The 19,546-nt window shown below is 60.9% G+C and carries 17 protein-coding genes, 1 tRNA gene and 1 pseudogene; 11 read left to right on the forward strand and 8 right to left on the reverse strand.

Going from position 1 to position 19,546, the window contains the following annotated elements:
• Positions 1–189 (forward strand): annotated as a pseudogene (locus BN3659_RS13250) (hypothetical protein); the annotation flags it as partial.
• An 874-nt stretch (positions 190–1,063) separates the two neighbouring features.
• On the opposite strand, the gene BN3659_RS02580 reads toward BN3659_RS13250, so the two are convergent.
• A tRNA-Leu gene (locus BN3659_RS02580) sits at positions 1,064–1,145 on the reverse strand.
• A 127-nt stretch (positions 1,146–1,272) separates the two neighbouring features.
• Here BN3659_RS02580 and BN3659_RS02585 point away from each other — a divergent pair.
• From BN3659_RS02585 to BN3659_RS02615, 6 genes are all read left to right on the forward strand, one after another.
• Positions 1,273–2,829 carry an NAD(P)/FAD-dependent oxidoreductase gene (locus BN3659_RS02585; protein ID WP_091534359.1) on the forward strand — a complete coding sequence of 519 codons (1,557 nt, stop codon included), beginning with the start codon at positions 1,273–1,275 and terminating at the stop codon, positions 2,827–2,829.
• 5 nt (positions 2,830–2,834) lie between these two features.
• The gene (locus tag BN3659_RS02590; RefSeq protein ID WP_091534361.1) at positions 2,835–3,725 is read left to right on the forward strand and encodes a glycosyltransferase; all 891 of its coding nucleotides are present in this window, start codon (positions 2,835–2,837) and stop codon (positions 3,723–3,725) included.
• Positions 3,726–3,729: 4 nt separating this feature from the next.
• Positions 3,730–4,503, forward strand: coding sequence for a DUF5672 family protein (locus tag BN3659_RS02595; RefSeq protein ID WP_091534363.1), 774 nt, complete (start codon positions 3,730–3,732; stop codon positions 4,501–4,503).
• 1,156 nt (positions 4,504–5,659) lie between these two features.
• On the forward strand, positions 5,660–6,241 hold the full coding sequence (locus tag BN3659_RS02600; RefSeq protein WP_091534364.1) for an HdeD family acid-resistance protein: 582 nt from the start codon (positions 5,660–5,662) through the stop codon (positions 6,239–6,241).
• A 245-nt stretch (positions 6,242–6,486) separates the two neighbouring features.
• Positions 6,487–7,404: a ribokinase gene (rbsK, locus tag BN3659_RS02605; protein ID WP_091534366.1), complete on the forward strand. Its 918-nt coding sequence runs from the start codon at positions 6,487–6,489 to the stop codon at positions 7,402–7,404.
• 212 nt (positions 7,405–7,616) lie between these two features.
• Positions 7,617–8,618, forward strand: coding sequence for a multidrug DMT transporter permease (locus BN3659_RS02615; protein ID WP_091534369.1), 1,002 nt, complete (start codon positions 7,617–7,619; stop codon positions 8,616–8,618).
• An 80-nt stretch (positions 8,619–8,698) separates the two neighbouring features.
• Here the strand turns inward: BN3659_RS02615 and BN3659_RS02620 are convergent, their stop codons facing one another.
• Positions 8,699–9,733: a YeiH family protein gene (locus tag BN3659_RS02620; protein WP_091534370.1), complete on the reverse strand. Its 1,035-nt coding sequence runs from the start codon at positions 9,731–9,733 to the stop codon at positions 8,699–8,701.
• An 85-nt stretch (positions 9,734–9,818) separates the two neighbouring features.
• Positions 9,819–10,721, reverse strand: a complete 903-nt coding sequence (locus tag BN3659_RS02625) for a LysR family transcriptional regulator (RefSeq protein ID WP_091534371.1) — start codon at positions 10,719–10,721, stop codon at positions 9,819–9,821.
• Between the two features lie 134 nt (positions 10,722–10,855).
• Between BN3659_RS02625 and BN3659_RS13255 the strand changes: the two genes are divergently transcribed.
• Positions 10,856–11,554, forward strand: a complete 699-nt coding sequence (locus BN3659_RS13255) for a hypothetical protein (RefSeq protein WP_216092785.1) — start codon at positions 10,856–10,858, stop codon at positions 11,552–11,554.
• Between the two features lie 331 nt (positions 11,555–11,885).
• Here the strand turns inward: BN3659_RS13255 and BN3659_RS13590 are convergent, their stop codons facing one another.
• The 5 genes from BN3659_RS13590 to dxs all read right to left on the reverse strand — a co-directional run bounded on the left by BN3659_RS13590 (position 11,886) and on the right by dxs (position 16,801).
• Positions 11,886–12,020 carry a hypothetical protein gene (locus tag BN3659_RS13590; protein ID WP_262480979.1) on the reverse strand — a complete coding sequence of 45 codons (135 nt, stop codon included), beginning with the start codon at positions 12,018–12,020 and terminating at the stop codon, positions 11,886–11,888.
• 64 nt (positions 12,021–12,084) lie between these two features.
• Positions 12,085–12,669: an RNA polymerase sigma factor gene (locus tag BN3659_RS02640; RefSeq protein WP_091534374.1), complete on the reverse strand. Its 585-nt coding sequence runs from the start codon at positions 12,667–12,669 to the stop codon at positions 12,085–12,087.
• A 754-nt stretch (positions 12,670–13,423) separates the two neighbouring features.
• Positions 13,424–13,945, reverse strand: a complete 522-nt coding sequence (locus tag BN3659_RS02645; protein WP_091534376.1) for a YciE/YciF ferroxidase family protein — start codon at positions 13,943–13,945, stop codon at positions 13,424–13,426.
• Between the two features lie 337 nt (positions 13,946–14,282).
• The gene (locus tag BN3659_RS02650) at positions 14,283–14,849 is read right to left on the reverse strand and encodes a lipocalin family protein (protein WP_224757884.1); all 567 of its coding nucleotides are present in this window, start codon (positions 14,847–14,849) and stop codon (positions 14,283–14,285) included.
• A gap of 77 nt (positions 14,850–14,926) precedes the next feature.
• A complete protein-coding gene (gene dxs / locus BN3659_RS02655; protein WP_091534378.1) occupies positions 14,927–16,801 on the reverse strand; it encodes a 1-deoxy-D-xylulose-5-phosphate synthase in 1,875 nt (624 codons plus the stop codon).
• Positions 16,802–16,967: 166 nt separating this feature from the next.
• On the opposite strand from dxs, the gene pyrH reads away from it, so the two are divergent.
• From pyrH to frr, 3 genes are read left to right on the forward strand one after another with little or no spacing between them, the layout of a single operon-like run.
• On the forward strand, positions 16,968–17,675 hold the full coding sequence (pyrH, locus tag BN3659_RS02660) for a UMP kinase (RefSeq protein ID WP_091534379.1): 708 nt from the start codon (positions 16,968–16,970) through the stop codon (positions 17,673–17,675).
• A gap of 4 nt (positions 17,676–17,679) precedes the next feature.
• The gene (locus BN3659_RS02665; RefSeq protein WP_091534381.1) at positions 17,680–18,231 is read left to right on the forward strand and encodes a TlpA family protein disulfide reductase; all 552 of its coding nucleotides are present in this window, start codon (positions 17,680–17,682) and stop codon (positions 18,229–18,231) included.
• A gap of 13 nt (positions 18,232–18,244) precedes the next feature.
• Positions 18,245–18,802, forward strand: a complete 558-nt coding sequence (frr, locus tag BN3659_RS02670; protein WP_091534383.1) for a ribosome recycling factor — start codon at positions 18,245–18,247, stop codon at positions 18,800–18,802.
• The last annotated feature ends 744 nt before the right edge of the window (positions 18,803–19,546 follow it).

Raw genomic sequence — 19,546 nt, forward strand, 5'->3', positions numbered from 1 at the left:
GTCGTGTTGCTCCATTATCCGAACCATCTGGCTACTGCGGTATCTTTCGGTGAAGAGATTGCAGGAGACTATCTTATGCTTGACGATCGTAAATACCTTGTTTGCGATCCTACTTATATCGGAGCGCACATCGGAAACGCCATGCCGCAGTTCAAGCAGATAGCAGCCGAAGTCATCAGAATAAATTAAGTATTCAGGACGCGAGAACGTGCTACCATGTGAGACGGAGACAACTGTTTTGCAGAAAAAGATTGTAGTATAATCTTACTGTTAGATCTCCGTAAAGATAAAATCCAAAGTCCTGTCAGGTTTCAATAATCGGCAGGACTTTCTGTTACTGAATCAAATGCAGACAAAACGCGGACGTGATGAATGATAAATAGAATAAAAGCGAAAATCGTTTATAATCGATCGTTCGCACTCTATTGGAAGCCCCCGGAAATGTTTTCGCAAGGATATTTGCAATGAATTCTTATTGTTGATACAACCTATCAACCGGTTTGTACCGGACATGGGGACTGCCCTAAGATGCAATACTTTTCCGATCTACCACGCGCTTTTGGATAGGCTGGGGGGGGGAAAGGAAATATATGGACACGAACAGATGCGATTTCCATATACCATAATCTTCATATTCCGGGCGATCTTTATCAAGATCCTTAACAGTCGGTTCTTGATCCCGGTCAAACAGACCAATTATTTTATCGGCATGAGATACCTTGCTTAATCGTACCAATAAGATTTCAAAAAAAGGATGGCAAATGTCTCATGACGTCGATTATTTTTTTTGGGGGGGGGTAACAAAATACCTGCAAGAGAGAATTATTGCGATGCAAAATACAGCATAACAGCTCATTATAAGTTTTCGAGGTGGCGATTCCGTTTTCGGAGGTCCGAAATCGTCTCTGCTCGCCTTTTTGCCACCCGGCGTTTTTTCCGGATTGCTTTCCGCGTCCGGTTCGGGAAGTCGTCCGAATCCCTCGAAAACGGCGACATACAACGATTTTCTTTCTTTTACGCCGAACAGACAACGAAAAAGGAGCCCCGGACGAAGGCTCCTTTGTGCGGATAAAGGGACTCGAACCCCCACGCCGTAAGGCATCAGATCCTAAGTCTGACGTGGCTACCAATTACACCATATCCGCAGTATGCGAAACAAAGGTACGAAAAAATTGCGAATCGCAACCGGCGCTTGGCTTTATCCCGCTTTTTTTGCCTATTTTTGCAGGCGGCAAGCCGCACGGTTCCGTACCGCCGCAAGCCCCGAAAATTATGCCGTACACCGTTACACTCCAGCTCACCCCCCGCGAAGCCGCCGACCCGGCCCGCCGCACCGCGCTGGCCGCCCGTCGCATCGGCCTCGAAGAGACCGACATCGCTCTGGTGCGGGTCGTGAAACGTTCGATCGACGCCCGTCGCGGCGCACCCAAGGTGAACCTCACGCTGGAGCTCTACGACGACCGCGAACCGCAGCCCGCCCCCATCCGTTTCGACTACCCTTCGGTCGCAGGCCGCACCGAAGCGGTGATCGTCGGATCCGGTCCTGCCGGACTTTTCGCGGCCCTGCGACTGATCGAACAAGGCCTGCGCCCTATCCTCCTCGAGCGGGGACGGGCCGTCCCCGAGCGTAAGCGCGACATCGCGCAGATCAACCGCAACGGTGCAGTCGACCCCAATTCGAACTACGCTTTCGGCGAGGGCGGCGCAGGCACCTTCTCCGACGGCAAGCTATTCACCCGCAGCAAGAAACGCGGCGACTGCAACAAGGTGCTCCGCACGCTCGTCTTCCACGGCGCCGACCCTGCGATCCTTTACGAAACCCACCCGCACATCGGCACCGACCGCCTGCCGCGCATCATCTCGAACATCCGGCGGACGATCGTCGACGCAGGCGGCACGTTTCTCTTCGAGAAACGGGTTACGGACTTCGTCGTGCGCAAGGGCCGCATCACGGGCGTCGTCTGCGGCGGCCAGACCGTCGAGGGTGCCGCCGTCATACTGGCCACGGGGCACTCGGCGCGCGACGTCTACGAACAGCTCCACGCCCGAGGCGTCCGGCTCGAAGCCAAGCCATTCGCCATGGGCGTGCGGATCGAGCATCCGCAGCCGCTCATCGACTCGATCCAATACCGCTGCCCCGAGCGGGGCGAATACCTGCCCGCAGCCTCCTATTCGCTCGTGAGTCAGGAGGGCGGCCGCGGAGTTTATTCGTTCTGCATGTGCCCGGGCGGCTTCATCGTTCCGGCGATGACCGATGCCGCACAGTCCGTCGTGAACGGCATGTCGCCCAGCGGACGCACCTCGCCCTTCGCCAACTCGGGACTGGTAACGGAGGTCCGTCCCGAAGATTTCGCCGCCCTGCAAGCTCGGTGGGGTCCGCTGGCCGGACTGAAATTCCAGCAGGACTTCGAAGAGACCGCCCGCCGCTTCGGCGGCGACCGTCAGGTCGCACCCGCCCAGCGGGTCGCGGACTTCGTGGCGGGCCGTGCGAGCGGCACGCTGCCCCGCTGCTCCTACATCCCGGGGATCACCCCCTCGCGTCTCGACGAATGGATGCCCCCATTCATCGCACAAGGACTCCGCCGGGGCCTCGCCACGTTCGGACGCCGGATGCGCGGCTTCGTAACGAACGAAGCGGTCGTCGTGGGCGTCGAATCCCGCACCTCCACCCCGGTGCGCATTCCGCGCGACCCCGCGACGCTCATGCACCCCGAAATCGAGGGGCTCTTTCCGGCGGGCGAAGGCGCCGGCTATGCCGGAGGCATCGTCTCGGCAGCGCTCGACGGACAGCGGACGGCCGATGCCGCCGCTGCCTACATCAAGAAATAAGGCCCATGTACACGATCATCTGCTGTTCCGTCGATCCCGAAGCCGCCGCCGCACTCGAACGCAACGTCGCGCGCACGATCGGCGTCCCGTTCGAATTCATCGCCTTCGACAACCGCAGCCGCGGCTGGGGGCTGTGCAAAGTGTACAACGAGTGCGCCGCCCGCGCCCGTTACGATCTGCTCTGTTTCATACACGAAGATGTCCGGTTCCTGACGGAAGGCTGGGGCGGGAAGCTCGCCCCGCAGCTCCGCGCTCCGGAGACGGGCGTCGTCGGATTCGCGGGCAGCGTCCTCAAACTCCGGCGGATGACGGGCTGGGATACCTGCGGCCGCGACGTGCGGGCCAACTACGTACAACATATGCGGGGCCGACGGCACCCGCGCCGCATCGGCCCCCCGGATGCGGATTATTCGCCCGTCGTAACCCTCGACGGACTCTGCCTCCTCACCCGACGGGAGGTCTGGCGGCAGAGTCCCTTCGACGAGCGGACCTTCCCGGGATTCCATTGCTACGACCTCGATTTCTCGCTCGCCGCCGCCGTGCGCCACACGAACTACGTCTGCCGCACGGTACTCGTCGAGCACTTCTCCGAAGGCTCCTTCTCCCGTGCGTGGGTCGAAGGCATGGAGGCGCTCCATACGAAATGGGCTTCGCATCTGCCGATGTGCGCCGAACCGCTCACGGAAGCGGAACTCGCCCGCTACGACCGGCTGGGCGAGGGCTATTTCATCCGTTTCATGTGGCAGAAGGGGTGTTTCGACGTGCGGGGATTCCGCGATGCGATGCGCTATCTCGTCCGCCGCCCCGAGACCGGCATGGCGTGGTCGCTGCTGCCCAAATACGTGAAATACAAACTCCGCACCCTGCTCCGGAAGTGCCGGAGCGACAAACGCTGATCCCATGGAAACGGTCAAAGTCCTCATTCCGGTCTACCGCTCCGCACTCTCCGAGACCGAGCGGGCCTCCGTCGCGCAAACGGTCCGCATGCTCGGCCGCCATCCGCTCCTCCTGCTCCACCCCTGCAACGTGGATGTCTCCGCCGTCCTCGCGGAGTTTCCCGCCCTTCGTCCGCTGGCCGTGTCGGACGAATGGCTCGGCACGCGCAACGGCATCGCAGGCTACAACCGCATGATGCTCTCGGCGGACTTTTACGATCTGTTCGCCGATACGGAGTATATCCTCGTCTGCCATACGGACGCATGGATCTTCCGCGACGAACTCTCGGAGTGGTGCGCACGGGGCTACGATTGCGTGGCCGCCCCGTGGGTGCGGCGTCCGGTCTACGACCTGCCCCTCGTCCGGCAATGGATGGCTTTGCGTCTCCGGCAGTCGCTCCGCAGCGGCCGGCCCACGCGGCAGATCCTCTACGGACGTGTCGGCAACGGCGGGCTCTCGCTGCGGCGCGTGGCGGCTTTCCGTACCGCCTGCGACCGCTATCACGAACGGATCGAGCGGTTCGCCGCCGATCCGCATCACCTCTTCAACGAGGATGTCTTCTGGGCGACCGTCCCCGCGGAGTTCCGTTACCCGTCGTGGCGCGAAGCGCTCGCATTCGCCGTCGACACCCATCCCGCCTATTGCCTGCGGCTTGCAGGCGGACGGCTGCCTTTCGGCTGCCACAGTTGGTCGAAGCCCCGCATGCGGCGATTCTGGAAACGGATCATCCGCTGGTAACCGCTCCGGGGAAAGAGGCCGCCGACCGAGGCATACCGCCCCTCCCGGTCCTGTATCCGGGGTCGACCGCCGCAAGAGCCGGGAAAAGATAATCGATGGCCGTCCCATAGCCGGACATCACGAATTCGACGTCGGAACAATAGCAATCCGCCCCGGTGCCAATCCGCAGGAACCCGCCGCTGCACACGCTTCCCCGCGAACGGGTCTCGTCCTCCCGAACGGAATTACGGGAGGACGGATACAAGATCTCCCTTCCGACGTACGGCCCCTTTCCGCCGCTCCTCGTACAAACGGACTTCCGGATAGAGAGAAGGGAGGGGGATGCAGGAGGTCCGCGACCCGTCCGAAAGAAACGTCGTACCGGTTTTCACCACACCGGACCCGGCAACCGAAGCTGTACAAGCTTTTCGACGGCTCCGTATCCCACGTCGCGCTGCACTTCGGACGACCTTCGGTAGCGCGGCCTCGAAACCCCCTTTTCGCAGTCATACGACGGAAACGCATCCCTATCGCAACCGAATCCGAATCCGGACATTCCGGAGGCGGGCACGACCCGCGTATGCGGCTCGTCGAGCAGCGCAGTGCACGAAATCGTCGGTAAGAACAGAGGAAACGCGCATGCAGAATAATCTTGCGAAGCGGACTTTTTCCGCAAATGCGCCATTTTCCAGACTTTCCGACACATATTCCGAACGCCTGAAAATGGGATGATTACGGATTTTTCTTTGTAAAAATATTTATAATTTTACTTAAAAATTTGCATAATTTAAAAACACGTTCTATCTTTGTCTCGAAGTTTTAAGGTTCATTTAGGTTAGTAGTTTTTAGGTTGGTTGAGGAAATCGGCAGGTTGCCGCAAAACGGATTCGACAATGCGTTTTGCAGCTAAGACCGGAGGAACGGTGCTCGTTCCGCGGTCGAATACCTCCGAAGACCTCATTTTTTTATGCTTTCCGCTCGCCGCGTCCGAACCGCCCCCATCGCACCCCCGGCCCATGTCCGTTCCGCCTGCTCAGCCGCCGCACAGTCCATACGGCCGCCCAGAAGCCTGCGATGCCGAAAAACTCCCGAACCGCACACGGACCATACGCCTCTTTCCCCGGTCTGGTATGCCGATTGCAGCAGCAAGACGAAACCAACAAATCGTCATCCTATCATGGTAAACAGATTCAACACACTGATCGAAAATTCGAAACAGGCCGTACACTACTGGTGGCTGCTGCTCCTGACGGGCCTCGTGCTCTTCCTGCTCGGTATTGCGACCTTCCTCTTCCCCGAACAGAGCTACATCGGCATGTCGATCCTCTTCGGCTGGGTGATCCTCATCACCGGCATTCTGGAAGTGGTGCTCTCCTCGGCCAACCGACACTTCGTCACGGGCCGCGGATGGATGCTCGCGGGCGGCGTGATCGAGATCATCCTCGGCCTCATCCTGATCTTCAACATCGCTCTATCGGCCGCCACGCTCCCCATCTTCCTCGGGTTCTGGCTGCTGATGCGCGGCTTCAGCACCGTGGGTCTGGGCGGCGACATGAACGCCCTGAGCATTCCGGGTTCCGGTTGGACCATCTTCAGCGGCATTCTGCTGCTGATCTGCGCCATCTGGATCCTGCTCCAACCGCTCGTATTCGGTTCGGCGGCCGTGATCGTATGGGTCGGCATTTCGCTGTTGTTCGCGGGTGCGGCAGCCGTCTCGCTCTCCATGCAGCTCCGCAATGCCCACAAATGTCAGGTGTGAGCGCACTTCGCCTCACACGCAGAAAGCCGGTTCGAGCGGGCGAACCGGCTTTCTTCAGCCGCAGCCTGCACCCTGCCGCCCTTCGCGCCCGGGTTTCCCTTTTCGGCTGCCGCACTGCGCATCCGAAAAAACATCCCGCCCGCACCCCGCCCTGTTCCGGCAAGCGTGCCGAAGATCCCAATCCGTCGACGGCAGCGATGCGCCGGGATTGCGCAACCGCCGCAAACGAAAAAACATACGAGCCTATGTCGACACAAAGCATTCTCGTCGTCGGAAGTTCCAACACCGACATGGTCATCCGGACCAAACACCTGCCCGCACCGGGCGAGACCGTCATCGGAGGCACTTTCTTCATGAATCCGGGCGGGAAAGGAGCCAACCAAGCCGTTGCCGCCGCCCGTCTGGGCGGACGGGTAGCCTTCATCTGCAAAACCGGAGACGATCTCTTCGGCCGTCAGACCCGCGCACTTTTCAACGAAGAGGGAATCGACACCGCCCATCTCTTCACGGACCCGCAGCGCCCTTCGGGCGTCGCTCTGATCACCGTGGATGCGCAGGCCGAGAACTGCATCGTCGTAGCCCCGGGAGCCAACGCCGGCCTCTCGCCTGCGGACATCCGCCTCTCGGCCGAAGCGTTCGATGCGGCGACCCTCGTGCTGCTGCAACTCGAAATACCGATGGAGACCGTCGAAGAGGCCGCATTCGCCGCACACGCCAAGGGCAAAACGGTCGTACTCAACCCGGCTCCCGCTTCGGTCCTTTCCGACCGGCTGCTCCGAGCGGTCGATCTGCTTACCCCCAACGCATCGGAAGCCGAAGCCATCACCGGCATAACGATCGCAGACGAGGCATCGGCCCTCGCGGCGGCGAAACAACTCGTCGGCAGGGGCGTCGGAAACGTGATCGTTACACTCGGTGCGAGTGGGGCGCTCGTCTATGACGGATACGCACACGAGATGGTACCGGCCTGCAAAGTGCAGGCGGCGGACACGACTGCCGCAGGCGACATTTTCAACGGCGCACTGGCGGTGGCTCTCTCCGAAGGCCGCACGCTCGTCGAAGCGGCCCGGTTCGCGGCGAAAGCCTCCGCGATCGCCGTAACACGCATCGGCGCCCAAAGCTCCGCCCCCTACCGGACCGAGGTGGAGCAGTTCCGCACCTAACTCCGGAAAGGCCGATGGCCCGCCGCCCGCCCCGTGCGGCGGCGGGAAACCGTCTCCCGCGGCCGGATACCGACGACGCGCTCGCCGGATGTCCGAAAAGCGACGCAGGCGGATTCGCAACCCTCGGCCGCACGCCTGCGGCATCGCCACGCACGCCCGGCTGCGCCACGGTCCGGCTCGCACAGAATCGCGTCATCTAAAAATCCGACATCATGTACATCGTTCAAAGTTATCCGCTCGCCGTATTTTTCTGCTTCATCACGATGCTCTGCTGGGGTTCGTGGGGCAACACGCAGAAACTCGCCGCACGCACGTGGCGTTACGAACTCTTCTACTGGGACTACGTCGTCGGCGTCCTCCTGTTCTCGCTTCTCATGGCCTTCACGCTGGGCAGCATCGGTTCCGAAGGGCGCAGTTTTCTCGCGGACATCGCTCAGGCCGACGGCCGCAGTCTGCTGTCGGCCTTCGTCGGCGGCGTGATCTTCAACGCCGCCAACCTCCTCCTCGCCGCGGCCATCGCACTCACGGGACTTTCGGTCGCCTTTCCCGTCGGCATAGGCATCGCTCTGGTGCTGGGTGTGGCGGTCAATTACATGAGCGCCGCAAAAGGCGATCCGTTCTTCATCTTCGCCGGCGTGGCGCTGATCGCCGCAGCGATCGTCATGAACGGTATCGCCTACAAAAAAGCCCGAACCGAAAGCCGCAGCCTCACCACCAAAGGCATCCTCATTTCGGTTGCCGCGGGCATTATCATGGCTTTCTTCTACCGCTTCGTGGCCGCGTCGATGGACCTCTCGAATTTCGCGGCTCCGGCATCCGGAAAGCTCACGCCCTACACGGCCGTGGCGATCTTCGCCGCAGGAGTCTTTCTGAGCAACTTCCTTTTCGACACCCTCGCCATGCGGCATCCCGCGGAGGGAGCTCCGGTAAAACCGTCGGACTACTTCCGGGGCGATCTGCGCACCCATCTGGTCGGTCTGCTGGGCGGTGCGATCTGGTGTCTGGGGCAGTCGTTCAGCTTGATCGCCTCGGAAAAGGCCGGCGCCGCGATCTCCTACGGGCTCGGACAGGGCGCGACGCTCGTATCGGCCCTCTGGGGCATATTGATCTGGAAGGAGTTCGAGGGAGCGCCCCGGATTTCCGTCCGGCTCAATACAGGCATGTTCATTTTCTTCCTCATCGGACTGGGATTGCTGATTTACGCCGGAGCGTAGCCGACCTCGCACGAGGAAGAGGCGCAGCGGTCCTCGAAATCGCTGCGCCTCTTCCTCCGTCGTCCGGCCTGCGGGCCGGATCAGTTCATCGGCAGGAGGTATTTCACGAGACAGTAACCGCCCCCGAGAAGCCAAACATACAACAGACCGGCCAACAGGAAGGGCTTGGCACCCGCCTGCCTGAATTTCCGGAAACTGGTCTCCGTGCCGAGCGCCGTCATGGCCATCGTCAGCAGGAACGTGTCGAAATCGTTGATCCCGGCCACCACGTCCGCAGGCAACAGACCGAAGGAGTTGAATCCGATCACGGCGAGAAAGCCGAAAGCGAACCACGGAACCGCAATGCGGCCCTTGCCCCCCTCGGTCCCTCCGACACCGCGTTTGCGGCGAGCCAGCGCAAAGCTCATCACGAGCAGCACGGGAGCCAGCATCATCACGCGGATCATCTTCGTGATGGTCGCCGTATCGGCGATTTCGGCCCCCATGGCATTGCCGGCGCCGACGACGTGCGCGACCTCGTGAAGCGTCGAACCCGTATATACGGCCATTTGGGAGGGGCTGAGCTCCAGCAGGCCGCTGCGCCAGAGCATCGGGTAGAGAAACATCGAAATCGTGCCGAAGATCACCACCGTCGACACGGCGACGGCCGTCTTGTGCGGCTCGGGACGCACCACCCCCTCGGCGCCCAGCACGGCGGCGGCGCCGCAGATCGAACTGCCCGTGGCGGTCAGCAGCGCCGTGTCGCGATCCATACGCAGCACACGGCCCAGTCCCACGCCCAGCAGGAGCGTCCCCGCGACGATCGCCGTATCGGCCGCAATGGCCGGAAGTCCCACGGCCATCACCTCGGCCAAGGTCAGGCGGAATCCGTAGAGGATGATTCCGAGCCGAAGCACCTGCTTCGAACAGAACTTGATCCCCGGAACCCACGTTTCGGGCAGATGATTGCGGAGGCTGTTGGCATAGAGCATACCCAGCAGGATGCCCACGATCAGCGGGCTGAACGACAGGCGTTCGACGAATTCGAAACCGGCGATGTAGAAGGCCGAGAGCGAGAAGAGCGCGATCAGCAGGATTCCGTGCAGGACATTGCTTCGTTTTTCGGTGAATACCATAGGTCTGTCTTTACTTTTTACAGCCGTTTATCGGTCGGCTGCGCAAAGATAGTTCGAAAAGCGCCGATTCGCTCTTCGTATTTCGTTATCCGCTATAACGACCGGTTATCCCGCAGCAGAAAACGCGCGAACAGCGCCCCAGTCCCTCGCCCGCGCCCTGCGGCTCGGCGATGTGGAAGTCGCGCGACATCTTCAGACCGCTGATATCCACGGCCCGCAACCGTCCGTCGTAGAGTTCGCGGCGCACGGCGCGGACCGACACGATCCCCATGCAATCGCTGTTTTCAAGGTATAGTTTGATGCTCTCCGTGCTGCCCAGATGCAGACGCACGTTCAGCTCCGATAACCTGAGATTATGTTCGGAGAGCGCCCGCGCGATGACTTCGAGCGTACCGGAACCGTTTTCGCGCAGCACGAGCGGCACCGTGCGCAACTCGTCGCACGAAAGCTCGTCGCGCGCACCGAGCGGGTTGGCCGCCCCCACGACAGCCACCAGCTCGTCGCGCAGGAAGTGCGTGTAACGAAGCGAAGGATGATGCGCGAGCCCCTCGACCAGCCCCACATGAATGCGGCGGGCCAGCAGCGCCTCCTCCACCTCACGGGAGTTGCCGCTCCGAAGCGACAGCGCGACCCGCGGAAACTTGTCGAGAAAACGCGCCATCAGCGGCGGCAGCACATACTGCGCGACCGTCGTGCTGGCGCCCACCGACAACTCCCCTTCATGGCTGTGATTCAGGAGACTCATGTCGTAAGACAATCGGTCGTATTCGTCGATGATCCGGTCGCAATGCTCGAGCAGAATCCGTCCGGCATCGGTGAGCCCGATACGGCCTCCGCTCCGCTCGAAAAGCTGCACGCGGTAGGCAGCCTCCAACTCCTGCACATGCCTGCTGACAGCAGGCTGACTGATATACAACTCCTGCGAGGCCTTCGTGAAGCTCAGGTTGCGGGCTACGCTGCGGAATACTTTCAATCGGAAATCGGTCATCGGTTCGTCGGTTTTTCCCGATAAAGGTACGGATTTTTTAGCGTATATCGGTTCGGACACCGGAAAGCCACAAGTATGCAACCCGATTTTTTTACGTACATTTGTCAGACAATCACCTTAATAATTTACAAACGATGAGAAAAATCCTTCTACTCGCAACCGTCGCCGCACTGGCAGCCTGCGGCGGCAACGCTACGAAAAAGGCCGAAACCCCACAGACGAAACGACCGCAGACCGAAACCCGCACGCAGACTGCGGGCGGCTACACCGCAATGCGCGTGCCGACCGCCGAGGACAAGGCGGTTTTCGACGAGGCCATGAAAGGGCTCGCCGGCGTAACCTACACGCCCGACAGCGTGGCGACGCAGATCGTGAACGGCACGAACTACAAGTTCCTCTGCACGGCCCGGACCGCCGCACGCGAACCGATGACCTACCGGGCCGAAGCGGTCGTCTACAAACCGCTGCCCCAATCCGGCGGACAGGCCGTCCTGACGAGCATCGTCCGGCTCGCCGAACCGCACGCAGCAGCCGACGCACGGCCGGCAAAAGCTCCGGCCGACGGCCGCGCCACGGGAGCATACACCGCGATGCGCGTGCCGACCGCCGAGGACAAGGCGGTTTTCGACGAGGCCATGAAAGGGCTCGCCGGCGTAACCTACACGCCCGACAGCGTGGCGACGCAGATCGTGAACGGCACGAACTACAAATTCCTCTGCGAGGGCGAAACGAGCACGAATCCGCCCATGAAATTCGATGCGGAGGTCATCGTTCACCAACCGCTGCCCTCGGCCGGCGATAAACCCTACATAACGGCGATCCGCCGCATGTGATCGAGCAAACCGACCGCTCATGCACGCAGGGACCGCCCTTCGGAGCACAGGACGGGTTTGCGCAGGGAGCGACGGCCCACGACGGCTTGCAGCCGTGCATCACGGCGCTTCCCCCATCCGACTCGCATCCGCGTCCGCGAGCAGTCGTCCCCGAAAGGGAGGGGCTGTCTGACAAGTCTCGGACAGCCCTTTTTGTATTCGTACCGTTATTCGGGAGTTTCGACCGACGGTCCATTCTCGAAGGAAGGGGCAGACCGTCTCGTTATACCGAAAAAAAGGAGAGCCGCCTCTGCGGACAGCTCCTCCTCACCATCAAAATTAACCCTTGAAATCATCCCTTCCGCAGAACCTCCGAAAGATAATGGTGCAGATAACATAGATCCGCATCTCCCTGTATTACCTCTTTCATCAGAAGATCCTCGTCCGAGATACCGTGTAACTCCTCGTTTTTGTCCATATCCTCCATAGGCAGTCCGTATTTGTTTCTTTACTGAACAAACGGCGCCCCGCGGAGATTTATTGCACCCCGCTTAACATAAAACCAGATTTTTCTCCTTGATCATCCGGCGGAGGTTGATCAGCGCATAACGCATGCGCCCCAGCGCCGTGTTGATGCTCACGTCCGTCTGTTCGGCGATCTCCTTGAAACTCAAACCGGAAAAATAACGCATCATCACCACCTCGCGCTGTTCGGCGGGCAGCAGTTCGACCAACATCCGTATGTCCGCCTCGATCTGCTCGCTCACCATCGCATCCTCCACATTGCCTTCCGAGAAACGGAGGCTGCCCAGCATGTCATAGCCCGCCTCGGCCTCGTTCGTCGTCTTGTCCTGCTTCCGGGCACGGAAATGATCGATCACCTGATTGTGGGCGATGCGCAGGATCCACGAGAGGAACTTACCGTTGTCCGTGTAACGTCCGTCGTCGATCACACGGACGGCCTTGATAAAAGTCTCCTGAAAAATATCGTCGGCCTCGTCTTCGTCCTTGACCATCATCTGGATGTAGTCGCGGACACGACGGCTGTGGCGTTCGATAAGCTGGGAAATGGCATGCTGATCACCTGCAAGATACCGATTAAGCAATACTTGATCGCTTAACACCTGTACATTCATATTTTTCTCTCTTTCAATTTATTAAAGAGTAGATTTCTTGCAATAGGCAATCCGTTTTTAATGAATAAATGGTTTTTCGGAGCGGGCGGCGCATACGCTCCGTCCGCTTTTTGTCCACGCAAGGTAAACACTTTTTGTCAAAAATCCAAATTTTCTCGGTCCGACATCCGGTCTGAACCTATCGCAGCCCTATCGTACATGCAAATCCCGTGCCGCAACCGAGGTCTTGCGCGAGACGGCCGGCAACGTGCGTTCGGCCGAAAGGAAGGCAGCGCCTCCGACCGCCGGGCGCGGACTGGCCGCTGCCGTTCGGAGGCCGCCGCACCGAACCGCACGGCCCGAAGAACCGCATCGGACAGCATGCCGGCGAAGAGACGACATCGCCGGGCACTGCACGAGCGGCGAATCCTTCCCGCGTTGCGCACCCTCCGTCCGCTCTCAGGCAGCTTCTCATCGTCGGGCGGCACCCGCCGGGCACGATCGGCCTCGTACCGGACTACACGGTCCGCAGCGGTTCGCTCAGGTCCGACCGCCGCCGGCGGACCGCAAGACGCTGGTCTCTCATGCGGGATCCCGCAACCGGAGCAGCGCACGCATGGACGACAAACCCGACGAACCGATCCCGAGCAGGAACCCTCCGGCACGGAACACCGCAGAAAGCGGAAGCAGGACCGCCGGATCGCTCCGACCGCCTGCTTCCCCTCTAACCGCCGTTACCGGCGGAATCGCATTTCCAACGTGTGAAAACAAAAGACTATTCCGCTACAGCCATTTCGTTGATCTCGTCTTCGGCAAGGCACGTCAGCAACGAATCGGTCGCCTCCTCCTCCTTGAGCGTATCGGCCAACTGGCGGGCGATCTCCTTCTCGCCCATCATCCGCGCGAATTCGAACAGCGTGCCGTAGGAGGCTATCTCGTAATGCTCGGCTTTCTGCGCGGCGAGGATCAGTCCCGCATCCCGCGTGTAGCTGTCCTTCTCGGTATCGGCGATGACCTCTTCGGCCTCGCTCAGGATGCCCTCCATGGCCATGCACTTCTTCTCGTGCGGCGTCTTGCCCAGCAGTTCGAAGACGCGGTCCAGCCGTTTCACCTGCTCTTCGCTCTGGGCGATGTGTTTTTCGAAAGCCGATGCGAGCGAAGGGCTCGTCGCAGCCTTGCGCATCTTTTTCATTCCTTTGATCAGATGTTTCTCGGCCCAATAAATATCCTTGATCTGGTCGAGGAAAAACTCGCGGAAACAGGACGATTCGGCATTTTTTTGTTTTTTTGCAGTCATAAGTTGTCGCTTTTATAGGTTGAACGTATTTCGCTCATGCGCTGATTCAACCGTCTAAGAGCAAGTTTTGTGCCGCCGGCAACGAACCGGCCCCTCCCCTGCTGCGGCCGTCGAACAGCGCCGACGGCCCTATCGCAGCAGCAGTAGCGGCGGACAATTACATGTCGCCGAAAGAGCGGGAGCAAACGGTCTGCGAGGCCGTGCAACGACAGAAATGCGGAAGACGAGGACCTCCGAACGAATGCGGCCGGAAGTCCTTGGTCCAAAGGGCTCGCGAACATGCCGTTCCGGGCATCGAGACGGGCCGGCCCCAGCCATATTCGGCAGAAACACCGCCTCAGAGACGCGCGGCCCCGCCCCGGATTCCGCCCCGCACCGCAAGCTCCTCTTCGGCGGGCTGATCGACGAAAATCAGCCCCGAGGTTTTGTACCCGCGCCGTTCGGCCAGACGCAGGATGCGGTTGAGCGTCGGCACCGGCAGACGCGGCGTGCGCGACATGATCCAGAGGTATTTGGCCGAACGGCTGCCGACGAGCGCCCAATCGTAATCGTCGCCCAGCTCCATCACATTGTAGTCGGAATAGAAAAACCAGAAAAACGAAACTTGCAACCGCCCCGGCTGCCCCGTGAGACGGGCTTTTCCGCGGGCGCTCTTGCGGCGTTCGCCGTGCAGGGAGGTACCGCTGTTGAGCACATCGACCCGCCCGTCGTCGCGCAGACGATAGGTGGCGCGCACCTCCATCAGCCCCCGTTCGAAACGGTGGTCGTAACGGGCGATCTCATACCAATCGCCCATATAGCGTTCGAGATCGAACACACGGACCGTCCGGCGGTCCACATTGTCGGTTCCGGCTCCGTAAACCACCCCGACGATCAGCAGAGAAATAAAAATCAAGATCAACACGCTGCGCACTTCTTCGTTAATTTAGCACGAAGACACACGCAGATTTTATGCCGCAGAAGGGCGGAAAAAAGAAAAAATCAGAAACTTTTCAGTACGTGCAGAATACCGTCCGCATCGTAGCCGCACTGAGCCCGCAACTGCTCCGGCGTGCCGTGTTCGACGAACGCATCGCCGATGCCGAGCGTCCGCACGCTGACCGCGTAACCGTGCTCCGGAAAGAAAGCCGCGACCGCCTCGCCCACGCCGCCGCGCACCGCGCCGTCCTCGACCGTCAGAACCTTGCGGAACGTGCGGCCGACCTCACGGAGCAACTCCTCGTCGAGCGGTTTGGCGAAGCGCAGATCGTAGTGTGCGACCGACAGCCCCTCGGCGGCAGCCCTACGGGCGGCTTCGGCGGCGAAGTTGCCCGCCGTGCCGATCGAGAGCAAGGCCACGTCCGAGCCTTCGCGCAGGCGGCGGCCACGCCCGACGGGCAACGCTTCGAAAGGCACGTCGCGCCACGGCACGCCTGCGCCGCAGCCGCGCGGATAGCGGATCATGAACGGAGTGCCCGCTTCGAGCGCCGTATACATCATGTTGCGCAGTTCGGATTCGTTCATCGGAGCCGCGACCGTCAGATTCGGCACGGGCGGAAAGGCCGCCAGATCGAAAACGCCGTGGTGGGTTACGCCGTCCTCGCCCACCAGTCCGCCGCGGTCGAGACACATCACGACCGGAAGATTCTGGATTGCGACGTCGTGGATCACATTGTCGTAGGCCCGCTGCATGAACGAAGAGTAGATGTTGCAGAAGGGGCGCAATCCTCCGGCGGCGAGTCCTGCGGAGAAGGTTACGGCGTGCCCCTCGGCGATGCCCACGTCGAAGACCCGTTCGGGCATGGCGCTCTGGAGCACGTTCATCGAACAGCCGGAAGCCATGGCGGGCGTAACGCCCACCACGCGCGGATCGCGGCGGGCCAGATCGAGCAGCGTCCGGCCGAAGACGTCCTGATATTTCGCGGCCGGCGCACTGGACTGCACCCGCTCGCCCGTCTCGGGATTGAACTTGCCCGGGGCATGCCACACGCTCTGGTCGTTCTCGGCCGGACGGTAGCCCTTCCCCTTGACGGTCATCACATGCAGCAGCTTGGGGCCTTCGATGTCCCGCAACACGCGCAGCACGCGCACCAGCTCCTTCAGATCGTGGCCGTCCACAGGACCGAAATAACGGAAATTGAGGCTCTCGAAGAAATTGCTCTTGTTCAGCAGACCGTGTTTCACGGCATTTCCCGCCTTCTGGCAGAGATGCAGCAGGCACGGCGTATGGGACATGATCCCCCAGAGCCTCTGCTTGAAACGGTTGTAGTGGACCGAGGTGGAGATCTTGAGCAGATAGTTGCGCAGGGCGCCCGTAGCCTTGTCGATGGCCATGTCGTTGTCGTTGAGGATCACCAGCAGGTTCGTGCGCTTGCTGGCGCCCGCGTTGTTCAATCCTTCGAACGCCAGTCCGCCCGTCATCGACGAGTCGCCGATCACGGCTACCACCTGCCGCTTTTCGCCCCGCAGTTCGGCAGCCTTGGCCATGCCGAACGCCGCGGAGATCGACACCGAGGCGTGGCCGCCTCCGAATGCGTCGTACGGACTCTCGGCCATGCGCGGGAAGCCGCTGAGGCCGCCCAGCCGCCGGTTGGTGCGGAATGCTTCGCGCCGCCCCGTGAGGATCTTGTGGGCATAGGTCTGATGGCCCACGTCCCAGACGATCTTGTCGTCGGGCGTATCGAACACGTAGTGGAGCGCCGCCGTGAGCTCGACGGTCCCGAGGCTCGACGCGAGGTGCCCGGGGTTCACCGAACACTGTTCGATGATGTAGCGGCGCAGCTCGTCGCAACAGAGACGCAGCTCGTCCGCGGAGAGCCGTTTGAGGTCCGCCGGCGAGTTCACTTTTTCGAGCAGGGTATATTGCATTCCGGTCATCGCCGTGCAAAGATAGTCATAAAAACGGAAAAAGGTACTCCGCACAGCCCGGCTTAAACGCCTGTCGGCGGGAGCGAAGAGACGCCGACGCGAAAATTGTGCGCGGCGAACCGGAGAATTTCGGGAAAAATCCCTATCTTCGCACTACCAAAGGCTGATACCATCCATGAAATACCGCAGAATACTTCTCAAACTGAGCGGCGAATCGCTCCAAGGGTCCCGGCAATACGGCCTTTCGACCGAGGTGCTGCAATCCTATGCCGGGCAGATCAGGGCCGCGGCCGCCACGGGCGTCGAGATCGGCATCGTGATCGGCGGCGGCAACATCTTCCGCGGCCTCACGGGTGCCAAGCGGGGTTTCGACCGCGTGAAGGGCGACCAGATGGGCATGCTGGCCACGATCGTCAACTCGCTGGCCCTGCAATCGGCGCTCGAAGACAACGGCGTGAAGGCCAAAGTGCTCACCTCCATCCGCATGGAGCCCATCGGCGAATACTACTCCAAGTCCAAGGCGCTCGAATACCTCGAATCTGGCACGGTGGTCATCATCGGCGGCGGCACCTCCAATCCCTATTTCTCGACCGACTCGGCCGCGGCGCTGCGCGGCATCGAGATCGAGGCCGACGTACTGTTGAAGGGTACGCGCGTGGACGGCGTCTACACGGCCGACCCCGAGAAAGATCCGCACGCCGCGAAATTCGCTGAAATCACCTTCGACGAAGTCTATGCCCGCAATCTGAAGGTGATGGACCTCACGGCGTTCACGCTCTGCAAGGAGAACGGGCTCGAAATCGTCGTCTTCGACATGGACACTCCGGGCAACCTCGGCAGAGTTCTTGCCGGAGAACCCATCGGAACACTCGTAAAACGCTGACAATATGGCTAAGAAAAAGAGCAACGCCTCCCTGTGGATCATGCTGGCGGCTATCGTCGCCATCGCCGTCCTCATCTTCCTGCTGCCCTCGTGCGGCGACGGCATGGAACGGACGACGCGCGTCGCCGTGGGACAACAGGCGCCCGACTTCACGGTGGAGATGACGGACAGCACGCACGTTACGCTTTCGGACCTGCGCGGTCGGGTCGTGCTGCTCAACTTCTGGGCGACGTGGTGCCCGCCCTGCCGCTCCGAACTGCAAAGGGTGCAGAGCGGAATCGTCGACCGTTTCGCCGGCCGGCCGTTCGTCTTCCTGCCCGTATCGCGGGAGGAGGAGCGCGGGACCGTCGAGGAGTTCCTCCGGCGCAACGGCCATGCCTTCCCGAGCGGTCTCGACCCCGAACGGACGGTCTACGCGCTCTACGCCACGAACTACATTCCGCGCAACTTCCTCATCGACCGCGAGGGACGCATCGCCGGCAGCTACATCGGCTACACGCCCGAAGAGTTCGGGGAGCTGGTCCGTGCGATCGAAAACGAACTGAACAAACCATAACATCACACCGACAATGGATACCAAGACGATTCTCAACGAAGCCTCCGGACGCATGCAGAAGGCCATCGACCACCTCGAAGAGGAGCTGCTCAACATCCGCGCCGGCAAAGCGTCGCCGCACGTGCTGAACAGCGTGATGGTCGACTACTACGGCACGCAGACGCCCGTTTCGGGCGTAGCGAGCGTTACCGTCCCCGATGCCAAGACGATCCTCATACAGCCGTGGGACCAGAAGATGCTGCGCCCGCTCGAAAAGGCGATTCTCGACTCGAACATCGGGCTCACGCCCTCGAACAACGGCGAGCAGATCCGGCTGACGCTTCCGCCCCTGACCGAGGAGCGCCGCAAGGAGCTCGTGAAGCAGGTGCGCGGCGAAGCGGAAACGGCCCGCATCAGCCTGCGCAACGCCCGCCGCGACGCGGTCGACGCCTTCAAGAAGGCTCAGAAGGAGGGCATGCCCGAAGACGAGGCGAAGGACGGCGAAACCCAGTCGCAGAAACTGCTCGAAAAATTCTCGAAACAGCTCGACGCGATCCTCGACCGCAAGGAGAAGGAGATCATGACGGTCTGAGCAAAACGGCGACGACCTATTTCTCGGGCATCTCCTCTTTGCAGTTCGCCCATCCTCTTTGCGAGACTTCGGCGGCGGACGTCGCGGATGATGCGACAAGAGACCACTACGGCCCGCATCCGGCGTTCCTGTCTTTCGGGACTTCAGCCGATCGGGACCGTTCATTCGTCGAACAGAATCCATCCGAATCCCCTCCGCAGAGGGGATTCGGCATTTCAGGCAGCCACCCGCGAAGACAAATTCAAAAGCCGAAGGCGGCGACAGAACCGGATCGGAAGCGCAAGCCGCTCCGCACGTGCATATTTCGCCTACCGCCGATTGCAGCGGCAGGGGGACCAGACCGCGCGAGCCGCGACCCCGACACACGAAAGAGATCACCGCGCACGCAAGGCCGATCCCGACAAACGGCGACACGCAACCCCCGGCTCCGCAAAACGACAGTAACCCCGCACCACCGCACGAACCGAGCCCCCCCCCGTTAACGACAGAACGGACCGCTCCAGCAGTCCGTTCCCCGCAACGCCGGCTTTCGCAAGTGGGCGGTGCGAACCTTGATAATTATGACGCGGCCCTTCACTCCGACTGCCGGACCGCTGGCAGTTTGCAAAAAAAGCGGTGCCGATATCGCTTGGGACCGATACCGACCCGCCCGGCAAACGGCGGCTTTCACAAGCGGCCGAAAGCCCCCTAAACAAATTTAAAGCTCTTTCGGGATTGTTTATTCTGCCTCCCGAAACGGCAGTC

This window comes from Alistipes sp. CHKCI003, from assembly GCF_900021155.1.
Taxonomy (GTDB): Bacteria; Bacteroidota; Bacteroidia; order Bacteroidales; family Rikenellaceae; genus Alistipes; species Alistipes excrementavium.

Excerpts from the sequence above, each read along its gene's own strand:
- BN3659_RS02585 (WP_091534359.1), top strand. The coding sequence starts at position 1,273 with ATGCCGTACACCGTTACACTCCAGCTCACCCCCCGCGAAGCCGCCGAC.
- BN3659_RS02590 (WP_091534361.1), top strand. The coding sequence starts at position 2,835 with ATGTACACGATCATCTGCTGTTCCGTCGATCCCGAAGCCGCCGCCGCA.
- BN3659_RS02595 (WP_091534363.1), top strand. The coding sequence starts at position 3,730 with ATGGAAACGGTCAAAGTCCTCATTCCGGTCTACCGCTCCGCACTCTCC.
- BN3659_RS02600 (WP_091534364.1), top strand. The coding sequence starts at position 5,660 with ATGGTAAACAGATTCAACACACTGATCGAAAATTCGAAACAGGCCGTA.
- rbsK (WP_091534366.1), top strand. The coding sequence starts at position 6,487 with ATGTCGACACAAAGCATTCTCGTCGTCGGAAGTTCCAACACCGACATG.
- BN3659_RS02615 (WP_091534369.1), top strand. The coding sequence starts at position 7,617 with ATGTACATCGTTCAAAGTTATCCGCTCGCCGTATTTTTCTGCTTCATC.
- BN3659_RS02620 (WP_091534370.1), bottom strand. The coding sequence starts at position 9,733 with ATGGTATTCACCGAAAAACGAAGCAATGTCCTGCACGGAATCCTGCTG.
- BN3659_RS02625 (WP_091534371.1), bottom strand. The coding sequence starts at position 10,721 with ATGACCGATTTCCGATTGAAAGTATTCCGCAGCGTAGCCCGCAACCTG.
- BN3659_RS13255 (WP_216092785.1), top strand. The coding sequence starts at position 10,856 with ATGAGAAAAATCCTTCTACTCGCAACCGTCGCCGCACTGGCAGCCTGC.
- BN3659_RS13590 (WP_262480979.1), bottom strand. The coding sequence starts at position 12,020 with ATGGAGGATATGGACAAAAACGAGGAGTTACACGGTATCTCGGACGAG.
- BN3659_RS02640 (WP_091534374.1), bottom strand. The coding sequence starts at position 12,669 with ATGAATGTACAGGTGTTAAGCGATCAAGTATTGCTTAATCGGTATCTT.
- BN3659_RS02645 (WP_091534376.1), bottom strand. The coding sequence starts at position 13,945 with ATGACTGCAAAAAAACAAAAAAATGCCGAATCGTCCTGTTTCCGCGAG.
- dxs (WP_091534378.1), bottom strand. The coding sequence starts at position 16,801 with ATGACCGGAATGCAATATACCCTGCTCGAAAAAGTGAACTCGCCGGCG.
- pyrH (WP_091534379.1), top strand. The coding sequence starts at position 16,968 with ATGAAATACCGCAGAATACTTCTCAAACTGAGCGGCGAATCGCTCCAA.
- BN3659_RS02665 (WP_091534381.1), top strand. The coding sequence starts at position 17,680 with ATGGCTAAGAAAAAGAGCAACGCCTCCCTGTGGATCATGCTGGCGGCT.
- frr (WP_091534383.1), top strand. The coding sequence starts at position 18,245 with ATGGATACCAAGACGATTCTCAACGAAGCCTCCGGACGCATGCAGAAG.